The organism is Streptomyces sp. AC512_CC834 (assembly GCF_019049325.1).
In the GTDB taxonomy this organism is placed as follows: domain Bacteria; phylum Actinomycetota; class Actinomycetes; order Streptomycetales; family Streptomycetaceae; genus Streptomyces.
Window position 1 is genome coordinate 74,623 of the sequence record NZ_JAGMUO010000035.1, and the last position, 15,689, is coordinate 90,311.

17 protein-coding genes are annotated in these 15,689 nt (G+C 71.5%); 9 read left to right on the plus strand and 8 right to left on the minus strand.

From position 1 onward, the window contains the following. The first annotated feature begins 41 nt into the window (after window positions 1-41). The 4 genes from KUM40_RS15545 to KUM40_RS15560 all read left to right on the plus strand — a co-directional run bounded on the left by KUM40_RS15545 (window position 42) and on the right by KUM40_RS15560 (window position 4,305). Window positions 42-1,034: an ABC transporter ATP-binding protein gene (locus KUM40_RS15545; protein ID WP_217166555.1), complete on the plus strand. Its 993-nt coding sequence runs from the start codon at window positions 42-44 to the stop codon at window positions 1,032-1,034. Next, on the plus strand, window positions 1,031-1,807 hold the full coding sequence (locus KUM40_RS15550; RefSeq protein WP_217166556.1) for an ABC transporter permease: 777 nt from the start codon (window positions 1,031-1,033) through the stop codon (window positions 1,805-1,807). The genes KUM40_RS15545 and KUM40_RS15550 overlap by 4 nt, the downstream gene beginning before the upstream one ends. Before the next feature lie 123 nt (window positions 1,808-1,930). Beyond that, entirely contained in the window at window positions 1,931-3,439 is a 1,509-nt protein-coding gene (locus KUM40_RS15555) for an ABC transporter ATP-binding protein (protein ID WP_217166557.1), read from the plus strand. After that, window positions 3,436-4,305 (plus strand): ABC transporter permease subunit, encoded by an 870-nt coding sequence (locus KUM40_RS15560; RefSeq protein WP_217166558.1) that lies wholly within the window; start codon window positions 3,436-3,438, stop codon window positions 4,303-4,305. Before KUM40_RS15555 ends, KUM40_RS15560 begins: the two co-directional genes overlap by 4 nt. Before the next feature lie 18 nt (window positions 4,306-4,323). Here KUM40_RS15560 and KUM40_RS15565 read toward each other — a convergent pair whose 3' ends face one another. Further along, the gene (locus KUM40_RS15565; protein WP_217166559.1) at window positions 4,324-4,656 is read right to left on the minus strand and encodes an ATP/GTP-binding protein; all 333 of its coding nucleotides are present in this window, start codon (window positions 4,654-4,656) and stop codon (window positions 4,324-4,326) included. Window positions 4,657-4,944: 288 nt separating this feature from the next. Between KUM40_RS15565 and KUM40_RS15570 the strand changes: the two genes are divergently transcribed. Next, window positions 4,945-5,973: an LLM class flavin-dependent oxidoreductase gene (locus KUM40_RS15570; protein WP_217166560.1), complete on the plus strand. Its 1,029-nt coding sequence runs from the start codon at window positions 4,945-4,947 to the stop codon at window positions 5,971-5,973. A 79-nt stretch (window positions 5,974-6,052) separates the two neighbouring features. On the opposite strand, the gene KUM40_RS15575 is transcribed toward KUM40_RS15570, so the two are convergent. Next, a complete protein-coding gene (locus KUM40_RS15575; RefSeq protein ID WP_217166561.1) occupies window positions 6,053-6,445 on the minus strand; it encodes an SCO5389 family protein in 393 nt (130 codons plus the stop codon). A gap of 280 nt (window positions 6,446-6,725) precedes the next feature. Between KUM40_RS15575 and nucS the strand changes: the two genes are divergently transcribed. Further along, window positions 6,726-7,397: an endonuclease NucS gene (gene nucS, locus KUM40_RS15580; protein ID WP_217166562.1), complete on the plus strand. Its 672-nt coding sequence runs from the start codon at window positions 6,726-6,728 to the stop codon at window positions 7,395-7,397. Window positions 7,398-7,507: 110 nt separating this feature from the next. On the opposite strand, the gene KUM40_RS15585 is transcribed toward nucS, so the two are convergent. The 4 genes from KUM40_RS15585 to KUM40_RS15600 form a co-directional block, all read right to left on the minus strand. Further along, the gene (locus tag KUM40_RS15585; RefSeq protein ID WP_217166563.1) at window positions 7,508-10,129 is read right to left on the minus strand and encodes an ATP-binding protein; all 2,622 of its coding nucleotides are present in this window, start codon (window positions 10,127-10,129) and stop codon (window positions 7,508-7,510) included. Between the two features lie 274 nt (window positions 10,130-10,403). After that, complete coding sequence (locus KUM40_RS15590) at window positions 10,404-10,727, minus strand: STAS domain-containing protein (protein ID WP_003973611.1); 324 nt, start codon at window positions 10,725-10,727, stop codon at window positions 10,404-10,406. 213 nt (window positions 10,728-10,940) lie between these two features. Beyond that, window positions 10,941-11,789 (minus strand): 3-hydroxyacyl-CoA dehydrogenase family protein, encoded by an 849-nt coding sequence (locus tag KUM40_RS15595; protein ID WP_217166564.1) that lies wholly within the window; start codon window positions 11,787-11,789, stop codon window positions 10,941-10,943. Between the two features lie 136 nt (window positions 11,790-11,925). Beyond that, window positions 11,926-12,567: a TetR/AcrR family transcriptional regulator gene (locus KUM40_RS15600; RefSeq protein ID WP_217166565.1), complete on the minus strand. Its 642-nt coding sequence runs from the start codon at window positions 12,565-12,567 to the stop codon at window positions 11,926-11,928. A gap of 81 nt (window positions 12,568-12,648) precedes the next feature. Here KUM40_RS15600 and KUM40_RS15605 point away from each other — a divergent pair, with 81 nt between their 5' ends. The 3 genes from KUM40_RS15605 to KUM40_RS15615 are packed head-to-tail and all read left to right on the plus strand — an operon-like array spanning window position 12,649 to window position 14,820. After that, complete coding sequence (locus KUM40_RS15605; RefSeq protein ID WP_217166566.1) at window positions 12,649-13,431, plus strand: ABC transporter ATP-binding protein; 783 nt, start codon at window positions 12,649-12,651, stop codon at window positions 13,429-13,431. Between the two features lie 53 nt (window positions 13,432-13,484). Further along, window positions 13,485-14,234: an ABC transporter permease gene (locus KUM40_RS15610; RefSeq protein ID WP_217166567.1), complete on the plus strand. Its 750-nt coding sequence runs from the start codon at window positions 13,485-13,487 to the stop codon at window positions 14,232-14,234. A 13-nt stretch (window positions 14,235-14,247) separates the two neighbouring features. Next, a complete protein-coding gene (locus tag KUM40_RS15615) occupies window positions 14,248-14,820 on the plus strand; it encodes a cob(I)yrinic acid a,c-diamide adenosyltransferase (protein ID WP_217166568.1) in 573 nt (190 codons plus the stop codon). Here KUM40_RS15615 and KUM40_RS15620 read toward each other — a convergent pair. Both KUM40_RS15620 and KUM40_RS15625 read right to left on the minus strand, forming a co-directional pair. After that, window positions 14,817-15,011, minus strand: coding sequence for a DUF5708 family protein (locus tag KUM40_RS15620; RefSeq protein WP_217166569.1), 195 nt, complete (start codon window positions 15,009-15,011; stop codon window positions 14,817-14,819). The genes KUM40_RS15615 and KUM40_RS15620 overlap by 4 nt on opposite strands. Further along, the gene (locus KUM40_RS15625) at window positions 15,008-15,592 is read right to left on the minus strand and encodes a hypothetical protein (RefSeq protein ID WP_217166570.1); all 585 of its coding nucleotides are present in this window, start codon (window positions 15,590-15,592) and stop codon (window positions 15,008-15,010) included. The genes KUM40_RS15620 and KUM40_RS15625 overlap by 4 nt, the downstream gene beginning before the upstream one ends. Window positions 15,593-15,689: the final 97 nt, after the last annotated feature.

Here is a 15,689-nt window from a genome sequence, read left to right on the forward strand (position 1 = left end):
TGGGGTGGCAGCGGGCCTCGTCCCGTTTTAGCGTGGGCGCCATGATCGAGCTCGAGGGGCTGACCAAGCGGTACGGCGAGAAGGTGGCGGTCAACAATCTCTCCTTCACCGTCAGACCCGGCATCATCACGGGCTTCCTCGGCCCCAACGGCGCGGGCAAGTCGACCACCATGCGGATGGTGCTGGGCCTGGACCGGCCGACCGCCGGGGACGTACGGATCGACGGCAAGCACTACGACCAGCTCAAGGACCCGCTGACGTACATCGGCGCGCTCCTCGAGGCGAAGGCGTGGCACGGCGGGCGCAGCGCCTACAACCACCTGCTGTGCCTCGCGCAGAGCAACGGCATCCCGGCGAGCCGGGTGCGCGAGGTCCTGGACACGGTCGGGCTGTCGGCGGTCGCCAGGAAGAAGACCAAGGGTTTCTCCCTCGGCATGGGCCAGCGGCTCGGCATCGCCGGCGCGCTGCTCGGCGATCCGCGGATCCTGATGTTCGACGAGCCGGTCAACGGCCTCGACCCCGAGGGCATCCACTGGATCCGCAACCTGATGAAGACCCTCGCCGGGCAGGGCCGCACGGTCTTCGTCTCCTCCCACCTGATGAGCGAAATGGCGCTGACCGCGGACCATCTGGTGGTCATCGGCCAGGGCAGGCTGCTGGCGGACACCTCGATGGCCGATTTCATCGCGGAGAACTCGCGCAGCTACGTCCGGATCCGCACCCCGCAGCGCGAGCAGTTGCTCGACGCGCTGCACGGCGCCGGCGTCACGGTCGTCGAGACGGGTGCCGGGGTCCTGGAGGTGGACGGCGACAAGTCGGAGGCCGTGGGCGAGCTGGCCGCGCGGGAGCGGATCGTGCTGCACGAGCTGAGCCCGCAGCGCGCCTCGCTGGAGGAGGCGTTCATGCAGCTCACCGCGGAGTCCGTGGAGTACCACGCGCACGACGGGCAGCCGCCCGGTCCGGTGCCGCAGCAGCAGGCCCCACCGCCGCCGCAGCAGCAGCAGCAGTGGGGCAGCGACTGGAAGAGGGGATGAGCATGGCGGCGGCACAGGTCGTCCGGTCCGAGTGGACCAAGATCCGGTCGGTCGCGTCCACGGTGTGGACGCTGTCCCTGGCCGTGGTCGTCACCATCGCCCTCGGCATGCTGATCTCGGCGCTGTCGAAGAGCGAGTTCGGCAACATGAGCGAGCGGGACCAGCTCTCCTTCGACCCGACCTTCATCAGCTTCGCCGGCACCAGCCTCGGCCAGCTCGCGATGATCGTGTTCGGCGTCCTGGTCGTGGGCAACGAGTACAGCTCCGGCATGATCCGCACCTCGCTGGCCGCGGTGCCGCGGCGCGGCACCTTCCTGTTCAGCAAGATCGCGGTGGCCACTCTCCTCGCCCTGGTCGTGGCCATGGTCACCAGCTTCGCCACGTTCTTCCTCGGGCAGGCGATGCTCGGCGACCTCAAGGCGTCGATCGGCGATCCGGGCGTGCTGCGCGCGGTGATCGGCGGCGGCCTCTACATGACCCTCATCGCGATGTTCTCGATGGGCGTCGCCGCGATGCTGCGCTCCCCGATGCTGTCGCTGGGCATCCTGATGCCGTTCTTCTTCCTGATCTCCAACATCCTGGGCAACGTCCCAGCGACGGAGAAGGTCGGCCGGTTCCTGCCCGACCAGGCCGGCAGCAAGATCATGCAGGTGGTCACGCCGATCGACGACGACGTCCCGTACGGACCGTGGGGCGGCCTCGGGATCATGGCACTGTGGGTGATCGCGGCGCTCGTCGGCGGGTACGCGGTGCTGAAGCGGCGGGACGCCTAGGAGGGCTTCGCGGGGCGTCAGATTTTGCCCGGGCTTGAACGGAACCGTCAGTGCGTGGATATCCTCCTAACCCTTACGGGGGCGTGTGCCCTGCTGTCCTGAACCTTTCGATGGGTGCGGAGCATGATCGAGGCTGTCGGCCTGACCAAGCGCTACGGCGACAAGACCGCTGTGTACAACCTGTCCTTCCAGGTGCGGCCCGGTGCCGTCACCGGCTTCCTGGGGCCCAACGGCTCGGGCAAGTCGACGACGATGCGCATGATCCTCGGCCTGGACAACCCCAGCGCGGGATACGTGACGATCGGCGGCCACCCGTACCGCAGGCTGCCGAACGCACCGCGTCAGGTCGGGGCGCTGCTGGACGCGAAGGCCGTGCACGGCGGCCGGGCCGCCCGCAACCACCTGCTGAGCCTGGCCCAGCTTTCGGGCATCCCGGCCCGGCGGGTGGACGAGGTGCTCGGCGTGGTGGGGCTCCAGGACGTGGCCAGACGGCGTTCCAAGGGCTTCTCCCTCGGCATGGGCCAGCGGCTCGGCATCGCCGCGGCGCTGCTCGGCGACCCCCAGGTGCTGCTCTTCGACGAGCCGGTCAACGGCCTCGACCCCGAGGGCATCCACTGGGTGCGCAACCTGATGAAGGCGCTCGCGGCGGAGGGCCGTACGGTCTTCGTCTCCTCGCACCTGATGAGCGAGATGGCGCTGACCGCCGACCACCTGATCGTCATCGGGCGCGGCCAGCTCATGGCCGACATGAGCGTGACGGAGTTCATCTCGGCGAACTCCGCCGACTTCGCGCGGGTACGGACGCCGGACACGGAACCGCACCTGCGCGAGAAGCTGACCTCGGCGCTGACCGAGGCGGGCGGGCACGTGCTGCCCGAGCAGGACGGCGGGCTGCGCGTGACCGGTCTCGTACTCCCCCGGATCAGCGACATCGCGCACGAGAGCGACGTACGGCTGTGGGAGCTGTCGCCGCACCAGGCCTCGCTGGAGGAGGCGTACATGCGGATGACGCAGGGCGCCGTGGACTACCGGTCGACCGACGACCAGAAGGCCGGTCTCCAGCAGCCGCTGCCGCCCGGCGCACAGCCGCCCATGCCGGTACCCGGACAGGGCCAGCCCGGCTGGTACGCCCCACCGCCACCCCAACAGGGCGGCCAGCCCTTCGCCGGGGCGCCGCAGGGCGGCCAGGCGGTCGCCGGGCCGCAGCAGGGCGGTCAAGCCCCGGCCGGGCCGCCGCAGGGCGGTCAGGCTGTCACCGGGCCCCAGCAGAGCGGTCAGGCCCCCGCCGGGCCGCCGCAGGCCGGTCAAGCCCACGCCACGCCCCAGCAAGGCGGCCAGCCCCTCGCCGCGCCCCGGCAGGGCGGTCAAGCCCCGGCCGGGCCACCGCAGGGCGGTCAGGCTGTCGCCGGGCCGCCGCAGGGTGTGCCGGCACGGTTCGTCGCGTCGCAGGGGGCGCCGGGCCAGATGTCGGCGGGCCCGTACGGGGCCCCGGCGGCGCCCGGCGCGGTGCCGGGTGCTGAGCCCGGCAACCCGTACGCGGCGCAGCGGCAGGCCCCTCCGCCGCCCGCCGCGGCCCCCGCTCCCGCCGCCGCGCCCGTCACCGACCCGACCCAGCCCGAGGACGCCCGATGAGCACGCCCCAGCCCCCGATGCAGCAGGCCGCGCCCGACTGGCAGGCGGCGCCCGGTTCGCCGTACCCGGGCTACACCTCGCCGATCCCGGTGGTGCGCACGAGCATCGTGCACGCGATCGCCTCCGAGTGGACGAAGATCAAGTCGGTGCGGTCGACGCTGTGGACGCTGGGCGTGTTCGTCCTGCTGGTCATCGGCATCGGGCTGCTGACCGGCGTGATCGTGGCGAACTCGTCCTCCGACCTGGCCGGCGAGAGCGCGCTGAGCCTCGGCTTCTTCGGGCTGCTGCTCGGCAGCATGTGCGTGATCACGCTCGGCGTGCTGACCACCGCGTCGGAGTACGGCACGGGCATGATCCGCACGACGATGACCGCCTGCCCCAGCCGCGGCCGGGTGCTCGCGGCGAAGGGCATCGTGTTCTTCCTGGTGGCCTTCGTGGTGACCCTGGTGTCCGCGGCGCTGGTCGGGCTGGCCCACGTGGCCATGCTGGAGGGCAACGGCGCCGAGGACCCGACCGGCGCGGAGTGGCTGAAGGGCACCGTCGGCGTCTCGCTCTACATCGCGCTGCTCGGGCTGCTCTCGCTGGCCGTGGGCTCGATCATCCGGCACTCCGCGGGCGCCATCACCATCATGATCGGCGTCCTGCTCGCTCCGCTGGTGATCGCGCTGTTCATGTTCTCGGAGTCGCTGAAGGACGTGCAGCAGGCCCTGTTCGAGTACTCGATCCCGAACCAGATGAGCATCTTCTACGCCAACTCGCTCTCCGAGTCCGGGCCCTCGGGCTGGGACCCGCTGTGGATCGCGCTCGGCGTGACGGCGGCCGCGTTCGCCGCCGCCTTCGCCCTGCTGGAGAAGCGGGACGTGTAGGGCAACCCCCGGGCGGCCTCAGAACCTCGGCGCGTTACGGGACCGCTGCACCCGCGTGGTGCGGCGGTCCTTCGCGTTCCAGCAGGACTTGTGCCAGTGCCGGCGGTCGTCGACGCCCGAGTGCGCCGGCCAGGCCACCACGTGCGGGACGCCGTCCGGAATGAGCTGGTCGCAGCCGGGGCAACGGTACGACTTGCCCTGCGCGCTCGCGCCCGCCACGTGCCGTACGCTCCACTCCTCGTCCTGCCAGCTCTCCGAGGACTGCCAACCGCCGTAGCGACCGGAACCGTCGTCCTCGGCGCTCCGGCCGGGCGAACCGGCTCCCTTGGCTCGGTTGCGACGCGGGGACACGGGACACCTCACGGAGCTATACAGGAAGCAGGGCGGCATCCAGCCTACGCGGCACGGACACGGGTACGCGTACGACACCGGACACCGCGACCGTCCCCGTACGGGGTTGCCGACGGGGCCCCTTCGCCCCTCTCGCTCCCGTCTCGCCCCCTCCCTCTCCCCTCCCACAACGGCCGATTCTGCAGACAATCCGCAAATCCCTTCGCCCAGCCGTGTCCTCGGCACGTGTCGGACGGTTATGCCCTGTGGGGGAGCTCCGTGTCGGGGCCGAGGAAGCAGGAAAGAGCAATGCGCGTTGGAAGCTTCGTGTTGGGCGCCCAGTTCCCGGGCCAGGGTCAGGGGGAGGCGCTGCACCGCGCGGTCCGCTCGGCCGAGGTCGCCGAGGAGGCCGGGCTCGACGCGGTCTGGCTGGCAGAACACCACTTCGTGCCGTACGGCACGTGTCCGTCGGCCGTGACGCTGGCCGCGCTGCTGCTGGGCCGCACCCGGCGAATCCGGGTCGGCACCGCGGTCAGCGTGCTGCCCACCGTCCACCCCGTGGCGCTCGGCGAGCAGGCCGCGCTGCTGCACGTCACGAGCGGCGGCCGGTTCTCGCTGGGCGTGGGCCGGGGCGGCCCGTGGGTCGACCTGGAGGTGTTCGGCGCGGGCCTCGAGGCGTACGAGAAGGGGTTTCCGGAATCACTCGATCTGCTGGTGCGCTGGCTGCGCGAACCGGCCGTCGGGGCCTCGGGGGAACGCTTCCGGTTCCGCGAGGTGCCCGTCGTCCCGCGTCCCTCGGAGTCCCTGTCCCAGGAGCCGGGCCCGGAGGTCGTCGTCGCCTGCACGTCCCCGTCGAGCGTGCGCATGGCGGCCGAGCGGGGACTGCCGATGCTGCTCGGGATGCACGTCGGAGACGAGGAGAAGGCGGAGATGGTCGCCCTGTGGCGGCGCCACGCCCGCGCCGCCGGGCGGCCGGGGGCTGAGATCCACGGCGCGGCCCATGTCTCGGCCGGTGTCTGCCAGATCGCGGACCGGCGCACGGACGCGGCGGAGACCCTGCTCAAGGCGATGCCTGGCTGGCTGCGGCAGGGACTTGGCGCCCATGTCACGGTGGACGGCCGGGCCCGGCAGATGCGCGACCCGTACGCGTACACCGAACTGCTCTGCGGGCTGCACCCGGTGGGCACGCCCCGGCTGTGCGCGGACCGGCTCGCGGCGACCGGCGAACGGACCGGCATCTCCCGCTTCGCCCTGCTCGTCGAGGGGTCCGGAGACCTCGCGGCGACCGAGGAGAACGTACGGCGGCTCGGGACCGAGGTACTCCCCCAGCTCCGTTGAGCCGGCGGGACGGGGAGCTTGCCGCTCCGGTACAAAACTGCACCTCCCGCGTACGGAGCGGCAAGCGAACACCGTGGCGTCAGCAGTCGCGGAACTCGGGCGACTGGTTCAGCACCTGGCTGCGCACCGAGGTGAATCGGGTCAGCTTCTCGTCGACAGAGGAGTCCAACGGGAACGCCGCCACCCGGTGGCAGTTCTGGAAGGCCAGCCGCACCCCGAAGTGCCGCTGCAGTGCACCGCGTATGGCGTCACTCGCGAGCGCACGCAGCAACTGACCGCGCGCCTGCTCGTCCGGCGGGGGCGTCTGGTTGTCGGCGAACGCTCCGCCGTCGACCTTTAGCTGTGCCACCAGGGAGCTGACCATCTCCCATGCGTAGGGCAGGGAAGTCCGGACGCAGTCGACGAAGGCTGCTTCGTCGACCTCGCCTCGCTCGGCCTGTTCGAGTAGGGCCGGTGAGACGTCGAGCGACATGGGTTCTCCTCTCGCACCCCCGACCAGCAGGGGTTGCCGGACAGTTAAGGGAGTGCGCGATGTCGAACACGCTGCGTACACAGTTCGCGACCTCCCGTTCAATACCGTAAGCAACCGATCGTGACCGCACCAGGAGAATGCCGAGATGGACACCATCCGGTAGGCCCACAATCGGCCAGTGCGCAAGACGGGGCCAATGGGAGAAGTGGGACAACCTGCGGGTCTGCTCGGGTACGGGCGAATCGCGCCGGGCCGGGCACGTCGAGTAGCGTTGCCGACCATGCGTCTCGTCATTGCCCGCTGCTCCGTCGACTACGCCGGGCGGCTCACCGCCCATCTCCCCTCGGCTCCCCGGCTGATCCTGGTCAAGGCGGACGGCAGCGTCTCGATCCACGCCGACGACCGGGCCTACAAGCCCCTCAACTGGATGTCGCCGCCGTGCACCCTGAAGGAGGGCACGGGCGAGGAGGAGGGCGTCTGGACTGTCGTCAACAAGGCGGGCGAGAAGCTCATCATCACGATGGAGGAGATCCTCCACGACTCCTCGCATGAACTGGGCGTCGATCCCGGCCTGATCAAGGACGGCGTGGAAGCGCACCTCCAGGAGCTGCTCGCCGACCGCATCGAGACGCTGGGCGAGGGCTACACCCTCATCCGCCGCGAGTACATGACCGCCATCGGTCCCGTCGACATCCTGTGCCGGGACGCCCTGGGCGGGACCGTCGCGGTCGAGATCAAGCGGCGCGGCGAGATCGACGGCGTGGAGCAACTCACGCGCTACCTCGAGCTGTTGAACCGCGATCCCCATCTCGCCCCGGTGCGCGGCGTCTTCGCCGCCCAGGAGATCAAGCCGCAGGCCCGCGTGCTCGCCACGGACCGCGGCATCGGCTGCCAGGTGCTGGACTACAACGCCATGCGGGGCATCGAGGACGACAAGCTGCGGCTGTTCTGAGCGGGCGTCGCGTACGCCGTACGGGAGACGGCACAGGAGGGCCGGGTCCGACACGCGGACCCGGCCCTCCTGTGCTGTTTCCCGTTCTGTGCTGTCTCCCGTTCCGGGGCTCAGATGATCTGATCCGCCGCCGGGTCCGAGCCGCCGGTCGCCGTGCTGCTCTGCGCGGCGGTCGGGGTGTCCGCCGGGGAACTGGTGGAGACGGGAGGCGAGCCGGGGCCGCTCGCGCTGTTGGACGTCGCGGGGGACGACGGCGGGAGCGTGTCCGTGTCGGTGGGCGCGGGTGTGGTGGGCTCGTCGGTCTCGGTGGGCGTCCCGGGGTCCGTCGGTTCCGTGTCCGTCGGGTCCGGCGACGTCGGCTTCGTAGTCGGCGAACTCGGCGACTTGCTCGGCTCGTCCGGCGAGCTCGGCTCGTCCGGGCTCTCGTCGTCGCCCGGGTCCGTGCTGCCGCTCGAACTGGTCGGTCCGTCCGAAGGCTGTCCCGATTCCGTGGGCGACGGGGCGTCCGACGTGCTGGGCGTGCCGGAGTCGGTCGGGCTGCCGGTCGCGTCCTGGCTCTGGCCGTCGTCGGAGGGCCGGTCCGCGCCGAGGTCGCCGTCGTCGATGCCCTGGCTGGCCGACGGGTTGACGCCGACCTCGTTGGAGGGATCGCCGGCGTCGCTCTCGGACGTGGCCCCGAGGGTCACCACCGTGCCGAGCACGGCGACGAGCAGCGCGCCCGCTCCGGCGGCCACCAGGTTGCGCCGCGCGAAGCCCTTGATGCCGCCGCCGACCGTGCGGGACGGCTCCTCGTCCGGCTCGCGGCGGGTGACGAGCGTGGGGGACTGGGGCGGCGGCTGGAGCGGCGGGAAGGGCGCGGCAATGCCCGCGGACGGCGACGGCGACTCCTCGTTGCGGGCGTCGGGCACCTCCTCCCCCGCGGTCGGGCCGAGGCCGGCGCCCGCGACGCCGAACCCGGCGGCGGCACCCGCGGCGCCGAAGGCGCCCGCGCCGCTGCTGCCCAGGCCGGGCGTGTCCCCGCTCCGGTCGGCGACCAGCGCGAGGGCGCGGCGGCCGGCCACCGCGCCGCGCTTGTCGGAGAGCGCGCCGCGCAGCCCGATGGAGGCCTCCAGCTCGGCGCGCGCCCGGTCCAGGTGGTCCTCGCACAGCGCGAGGACGCCGAGTTCGTGGTGGAAGTAGGCCTGTTCGGCGACGTCACCGGCGAGCCGGGAGGCCTCGGTGCCGGAGCGCAGCGCCCGTTCCCAGGCGCTCCAGTGCAGCCCGGCGGCGAAGGCGGGCGCCGCGGTGCGGGCAAGCTGGACGGCCGGGCTCTCCTCGTCCTCGGCCGTCGGGGTCGTCGCCGGCACCAGCACGGCAAGGGCGGCCAGTACGGCGTCGGCCTCGGCGCAGACCCGCTCCGGAGTGACCGAGGGGTGCCCGGCCCACCAGCCGTAGTGCTGGGCGGCGGCGGACGCCCTCTCCCGTACGCCGTCGGCGTATCCGGCGCTTTCCAACTGGGTGAGGACCCCGGCGGCCAGCCGGTAGCGGGAGCCGACCGGGGAGACCAGTCCGCAGTCGGTCAGCTCGCCGAGGGCGGCGTCCGCGTGGGTGTCGCCGACCAGGGCGGGCAGATGCGCCTGGTGCGGCACCTCGCCGCCGAGCGCGACGGCGAACTCCAGGGTGGCCCGTGCGGAGGCGCTCAGCCGGGAGGCGAGCAGCGGCGCGGGCGCGGCGGCCTCGCCGAGGGACGGCAGGGGTACGTCGTCGGCCTCGGAGGCGTCGTAGGGCGTGTCGTCGGCCGGGCGGGCGTCGGCGAAGACGCCGAACTCGTCGACGGCGTCGGCACCGGCCCGCTCGCGGTCCCGGCGGCGCAGCAGGGCACCGGCCTGGACGAAGCGCAGGGGCAGGCCCTCGGACTCGAACCAGAGGTCGCCGGCCCAGTTGGCCTCTTCCTCGGTCAGGGGGCGGCCGGCGGCGCGCTCCAGCAGCTCCACGCCGTGGGAGCGGTCCAGGCCGGTGAGGAAGACCTCTTCGACGGCCGAGTCGGCGGAGGGGGCGGGCACGTCCGGGGTGGTGCCGATGAGGAAGGCGCACTCGGGGGTGGCGTCGAGGAGTTCGTCGAGGGCGGTGCCGCCGAACTCGACGTCGTCCAGGACGACGACCGCGCCGACCTCCCGGAGCCGGCCGAGGAGGTCCTGACGGGCCGGGCGGTGCAGGGGCGCGCGGTGGACGGCGTGGAAGAGGTCGTGGAGCAGGTCGTCGGCGGTGCGGTGGAAGCCGCTGAGCCGGATGACGCCGTCGGGCGCGAGGCCCGCGCAGTCCTCGGCCACGACGTCCAGGAGGCTGGTGCGGCCGGAGCCGGCGGGGCCGGTGAGGCGGACGGAACGGCCGCGGGCGAGCAGGCGCACCAGGCGTTCGCGTTCGTCCTCGCGGGCCAGCAGGCCCAGGATCGTGCGGACCGGTCCCGGCGGGACGGGCGGCTTCGCGGCGCGCTCCGCGTCGGCGCGTTCGGCCGCGGTGAGCTTCTCGGGCCGGGCGGGCCGTTCCGCGGGCGGGCAGACCTCGATCTCGCTGCCGTCGACGGGGTTGACGGTGAGCAGGAAGTCGCCGGACACCAGTTGCGCCGTGCGGGCGAGCGGCGGCGTGTGCTGTCCGAAGTCGGAGGTGAGGGGGTCCCTGGGCGGGCGTGGGCGCGGCGCCTGGTGGTCGCCGTCCTGGCCGTACTCCTCAGGTCCCCGGTTGTTCGGGTCCATAGGTTCAAGCCCCCCAAAAGCGTCGTGTGCAGGTCCCCGGTCGGGACCACCCTCCCGGCCTTGCCGCACACCGCGCTGTCGCTTCTGGTCCGGGCCCGCCGGTGGGTTGCGATTGGGCGGGCAGCCAGACCCTAAACCTTCGCTCAGTATGTCCGACAGTCCGGGGTGCCGGGCCGTCCGAGACGTCACGGTCTCGTGAGGATTGCGTGTGTCGGGTGTTTGTCGGACGTTTCGCCAAGCGGTGCGCGGGGCTCCGGGCGTCACACCCTGGACGTCACACCCTGGGCAGGGTCTCCACGCCGATGCCGCCCTCGATGGCCAGGATCCGGTGCAGCCGGGTGGCCACCAGCAGGCGCTGCATCTGCGGTGGCACGCCGCGCAGCACCAGCCGCCGGCCGCAGCGGCCGGCCCTCCGGTGGGCTCCCATGATCACACCGAGTCCGGTGGCGTCCCAGGAGTCCAGCTCTGACAGGTCGAGGACCAGGTCGCCGACTCCGTCGTCGACGGCCGAGTGCAGGACCGTACGGGCGTCCGCCGCGCTGCGGACGTCGAGGCGGCCCCCGACGACCAGCTCGACGTGGTCGCCCCTGATGTGCATATGCGCTCCCGGCGTGCGTCTTTGTTCGTCTCTTCGGTTCTTCGACTCTTCTGACTGTTCGACTGCTCGACTCTTCGACTGCTCGTCGTGATCTCTCGGCGATATCAGGTGTTGCACCCTCTGACTGGCCGAAACGACCGGAGGTTGCCGCCTGTAAGCGAACCGATACCGAATTCACCCCGGCGTGTGACGTCTCCCGGGGCTGATGGGACTTCAGTGCTTGTAGAAGCCCTGCCCGCTCTTGCGGCCGATGTCACCGGCGTCCACCATCCGGCGCATCAGCTCCGGCGGGGCGAACTTCTCGTCCTGGGACTCGGTGTAGATGTTGCCCGTGGCGTGCAGCAGGATGTCGACGCCCGTCAGGTCGGCGGTGGCCAGGGGGCCCATGGCGTGGCCGAAGCCCAGCTTGCAGGCGAGGTCGATGTCCTCGGCGGTGGCGACGCCCGACTCGTACAGCTTCGCGGCCTCGACGACGAGGGCGGAGATGAGGCGGGTGGTCACGAAGCCGGCGACGTCGCGGTTGACGACGATGCAGGTCTTGCCGGTGGACTCCGCGAACTCCCGTGCGGTGGCGAGCGTTTCGTCGCTGGTCTTGTAGCCGCGCACCAGCTCGCAGAGCTGCATCATGGGGACCGGCGAGAAGAAGTGGGCACCGACGACCCGCTCGGGGCGCTCGGTCACGGCCGCGATCTTGGTGATCGGGATGGCGGAGGTGTTGGACGCGAGGATCGCCCCGTCCTTCACCAGTTTGTCGAGCGCGCGGAAGATCTCGTGCTTGATCTCGAGCTTCTCGAAGACGGCCTCGACGACGACGTCAGCGTCCGCGGCGGCGTCCAGGTCGGTGGTCGCGGTGAGCCGCCCGAAGGCGGCCTCGGCGTCCTCGGCCGCGAGCTTCCCCTTGGCGACGAACTTGTCGTACGAGGTGCGGATGCCGTCGGTGCCGCGCCGCAGCGCCTCGTCGGTGACGTCCCGCAGGACGACGTCCCAGCCCGCCTGGGCGGCGACCTGGGCGATGCCGGACCCCATGAGGCCGGCTCCGATGACGGCGAGCTTCCGTGCCACTGTGCGACTCCCCTGATACAAGCTGTTTTTGGTCTCTCGGCCGGAGATTAGCGGGAGTGAGGGGCTGTGTGACCGGTTAGTAACGCGCGTCACGTCTCACATGACGGACATCACACCGACGTGTGTCATTCGAGTGTCAGTCCGCGCCCCGTACGGCGTAGTTGAGCACCCTCTCGCTCAACAGGTCCTCCATCTCGTCCAGCAGCAGGAGCATGTCGCGCGAGACCTCGGCGGGTCTGCCGCCGGCGACCATGCGCTGGCCGATGCCCGTCATCACGGTGCCGTGCAGCCAGTTGACCTGACCGGCCATCAGAGTGGGCACCGGATCGCCGTCCGACGCGCCGGTCTCCTCCCTGAGGGTCCCCTCCAGGTTGACGAGGATCTCCTGACCGATGGCCCACATCCTGGACCGCAGGGCGGGCGACTCGTGCACGACCTTCATGAACCGGGCGTATCCGTCCATCAGGCCGACGCGCGGGGAGACCGACTCGACCTCGTCGCGCAGCTCCCGCAGGACGGCGGCGGCGGCCGACTCGCCCTCGCGCCGCCCCCGCACCCACCGGGAGAGCCGGTCGGTGACGCCCTTGGACCGGTCGAGGAAGAGGTCCTCCTTGGCCGGAAAGTAGTTGTAGACGGTGTTCACGGACACGTCCGCGGCCTGGGCCACCTCCGCGACGGTCACGGCCTCGAAGCCGCGCTCCAGGAACAGCCCCGTGGCGACATCCGAGATGTACTGCCGGGTCTGCCGCTTCTTCCGTTCCCTGAGTCCCTCAGCCATGCCGCCATCCTAGGCTTCCCTGGTGCCGCTGAAAACTTGGGGACGTTGCAAAATTCAAGTCACTCTGTTTTTCTGGGACGCATGGCAATCATCAGTACGGCCGGACTGGCCCGGACCTTCGCGACCAAGCGCGGCCCGGTCGAGGCGGTGCGGGGCATCGACCTGACCGTCCGCGAGGGCGAGATCCTCGGCTTCCTCGGTCCCAACGGCGCCGGCAAGACCACCACCCTGCGGATGCTCACGACGCTGCTCGCGCCCACCGGCGGCGCGGCCACCGTCGCCGGTCACGACCTGGTGGCCGACCCGGCCGGGGTGCGCCGGGCCTGCGGGTACGTGGCGCAGTCGGGCGGCGTGGACACGCAGATCACCGTGCGGGAGGAGCTGGTCACCCAGGGCCGCCTGTACCGGCTGCCCCGGGCGCGGGCCGTCGAGCGTGCCGGGGAGCTGGCCCGCGACCTGGACCTGACCGAGCTGCTGGACCGCAGGTGCGGCGCGCTCTCGGGCGGTCAGCGGCGCCGGCTGGACATCGCGATGGCGCTCACGCACCGCCCGAAGGTGCTCTTCCTGGACGAGCCGACGACCGGCCTGGACCCGGGCAGCCGCGCCGACCTGTGGGACCTGGTGCGCCGGCTGCGCGACGAGCACGGCACGACGGTCTTCCTCACCACCCACTACCTCGACGAGGCCGACGCCCTCTCCGACCGCCTGATCGTCGTGGACGGCGGCGTGGTGGTCGCCGAGGGCACTCCGGCCGCGCTGAAGCTGGAGTACGGCGGCTCGCTCGACGCCCCGCTCCAGGACACCTTCCTCGCCATCACGGGCCGCAGCGCCGCACCGGCCGACGCCGCTCCCGTCGCCGTATAGAGCCCCTCGCACAAAGCCTTTCGCAGAAATCCACCATCCCAAGGACCCGACCGATGCTGCTCCACGACACCGCGCTCATCTACGGCCGCTATCTGCGCCAGTCCCTGCGCTCGCGCTTCGCGCTGCTGTTCGGCGTGCTGATGCCGCTGCTGTACCTGCTGTTCTTCGGCCCGCTGCTGACCGATCTGCCGCTCGGCGGGCAGGGCAGCTCCTGGCAGGTGCTCGTGCCCGGCCTGCTGCTCCAACTCGGCCTGTTCGGTGCCTCCTTCGCTGGCTTCTCCATCATCATCGAGAACAGTCAGGGCGTGGTCGAGCGCATGCGGGTCACGCCGGTCAGCCGGCTGGCGCTGCTGCTGGGCCGGGTGCTGCGGGACGCCACGGTCTTCGCCTTCCAGGCGGTGCTGCTGGTGCTGGCGGCCGTGGTGATGGGGCTGCGCGCGCCGCTGCCCGGCGTGCTGATCGGCTTCGCGTTCGTCGCCCTGCTCACGGTGTCGCTGGCCTCGCTGTCGTACGCGCTGGCGATGAAGGTCCGTACGCCGCAGGAGTTCGGGCCCACGATCAACGCGCTGACGATGCCGTCGATGCTGCTGTCCGGCCTGATGCTCCCGATGACCCTGGGCCCGGCGTGGCTGGACGTGCTGTCGCACCTGATGCCGTTCCGCTATCTGGTGGACGCGGTGCGGGACGCGTACGTCGGCTCCTACGCGACGGCGCACATGCTGTACGGCGTCCTGGCCGCCGTCGCACTCACCGCGCTGGCCGTGACGGTCGGCACACGTGTCTTCCGTACGGCCGGGGCGTAACTACGCTGACCTCATGGTCAACCTGACGCGCATCTACACCCGGACCGGCGACCAGGGCACCACCGCCCTCGGTGACATGAGCCGGGTCCCCAAGACCGACCTCAGGATCTCGGCGTACGCCGACGCCAACGAGGCGAACGCGGTGATCGGCACGGCGATCGCGCTGGGCGGCCTGCGCGAGGAGGTCGTCAAGGTCCTCGTCCGCGTCCAGAACGACCTGTTCGACGTGGGCGCGGACCTGTCGACGCCGGTGGTGGAGAACCCGGAGTACCCGCCGCTGCGGGTCGAGCAGTTCTACGTCGACAAGCTGGAGGCGGACTGCGACCGCTACCTGGCCGAGGTGGAGAAGCTCCGCTCCTTCATCCTGCCCGGCGGCACCACCGGCGCGGCCCTGCTGCACCAGGCGTGCACGGTGGTCCGCCGGGCCGAGCGCTCGACGTGGGCGGCGCTGGAGGTCCACGGCGAGTCCATGAACCCGCTCACCGCGACCTACCTGAACCGCCTCTCCGACCTGCTCTTCATCCTGGCCCGCGTCGCCAACAAGGACGTCGGCGACGTGCTGTGGGTACCGGGCGGGGAGCGCTAGACGCTCCGCCGGCGCGCCGACCGGAACAGGCCCCACACGGTCTGCGCGCCGCCCACGCACATCATCACGATGCCGACCTTCGTCAGGTCGACGACCAAAACCTCCACGTCCCCGGCGAACAGCCACAGGGCGACGCCGACCACCAAGGTGGCGCCGCCCTCCCACACGTTCCGCTCCGGCAGGTACCTCATCGGCCCGCCCCTTCCTTCTCGCGCCCGGAGGTGGCCGGTGCCGTGCCGGCGGGGGCCTTTTTCGGCCAGACCAGGTAGGTGAGGGCGATCAGGCCGTGGATGGCGACGGCCTTGAGGACCGCGCCCTGGCAGGCCTCCAGGGACGAGTTGTCGCCCTCGTCACCGACGTACCAGATCGCAGCCAGGAGCAGCGCCCAGGCCACGGCGGCGGCCACCACCGTGCGCAGCCACATACGGCCCTCGTGGGCGGCCCGGGGCAGGCCGTGGCGCGGCGGCTTGGGCGGTGGCGGGCCGCCGCCCAGCCGGTGGGCGGCGTGGCCGTCGAGCCAGCGGATCGTGTAGTGGCCGTACCCGACGGTGTAGCCGATGTACAGCGCGGCCACGCCGTGCTCCCAGCTCGGCTCGGCCCCGTTCTTCAGGTCCCACGCCGTCACGGCGAACAGCACCAGTTCAAGCACGGGCTCGCACAGCAGCAGGAACACGCTGGTGCGCCGCCACTTCAGCAGGTAGCGGGCGCCCAGCCCGAGCGCCAGCAGCACCCAGAAGGCGATCTCGCAGGCGATGATCAACGTGACGACCACGGCACACTCCCTTCGTTCACCTCTCCAGGCTCCCGTCGGAATCCGCCGGGTTCGTCGTCACCGGTGACGAACCTCCGGTACATCGAAAGATGCAGTG

Excerpts from the sequence above, each read along its gene's own strand:
- KUM40_RS15620 (WP_217166569.1), bottom strand. The coding sequence starts at position 15,011 with ATGAGGTACCTGCCGGAGCGGAACGTGTGGGAGGGCGGCGCCACCTTG.
- KUM40_RS15545 (WP_217166555.1), top strand. The coding sequence starts at position 42 with ATGATCGAGCTCGAGGGGCTGACCAAGCGGTACGGCGAGAAGGTGGCG.
- KUM40_RS15610 (WP_217166567.1), top strand. The coding sequence starts at position 13,485 with ATGCTGCTCCACGACACCGCGCTCATCTACGGCCGCTATCTGCGCCAG.
- KUM40_RS15555 (WP_217166557.1), top strand. The coding sequence starts at position 1,931 with ATGATCGAGGCTGTCGGCCTGACCAAGCGCTACGGCGACAAGACCGCT.
- KUM40_RS15570 (WP_217166560.1), top strand. The coding sequence starts at position 4,945 with ATGCGCGTTGGAAGCTTCGTGTTGGGCGCCCAGTTCCCGGGCCAGGGT.
- KUM40_RS15575 (WP_217166561.1), bottom strand. The coding sequence starts at position 6,445 with ATGTCGCTCGACGTCTCACCGGCCCTACTCGAACAGGCCGAGCGAGGC.
- KUM40_RS15590 (WP_003973611.1), bottom strand. The coding sequence starts at position 10,727 with ATGCACATCAGGGGCGACCACGTCGAGCTGGTCGTCGGGGGCCGCCTC.
- KUM40_RS15605 (WP_217166566.1), top strand. The coding sequence starts at position 12,649 with ATGGCAATCATCAGTACGGCCGGACTGGCCCGGACCTTCGCGACCAAG.
- KUM40_RS15585 (WP_217166563.1), bottom strand. The coding sequence starts at position 10,129 with ATGGACCCGAACAACCGGGGACCTGAGGAGTACGGCCAGGACGGCGAC.
- KUM40_RS15615 (WP_217166568.1), top strand. The coding sequence starts at position 14,248 with ATGGTCAACCTGACGCGCATCTACACCCGGACCGGCGACCAGGGCACC.
- KUM40_RS15560 (WP_217166558.1), top strand. The coding sequence starts at position 3,436 with ATGAGCACGCCCCAGCCCCCGATGCAGCAGGCCGCGCCCGACTGGCAG.
- KUM40_RS15600 (WP_217166565.1), bottom strand. The coding sequence starts at position 12,567 with ATGGCTGAGGGACTCAGGGAACGGAAGAAGCGGCAGACCCGGCAGTAC.
- nucS (WP_217166562.1), top strand. The coding sequence starts at position 6,726 with ATGCGTCTCGTCATTGCCCGCTGCTCCGTCGACTACGCCGGGCGGCTC.
- KUM40_RS15550 (WP_217166556.1), top strand. The coding sequence starts at position 1,031 with ATGAGCATGGCGGCGGCACAGGTCGTCCGGTCCGAGTGGACCAAGATC.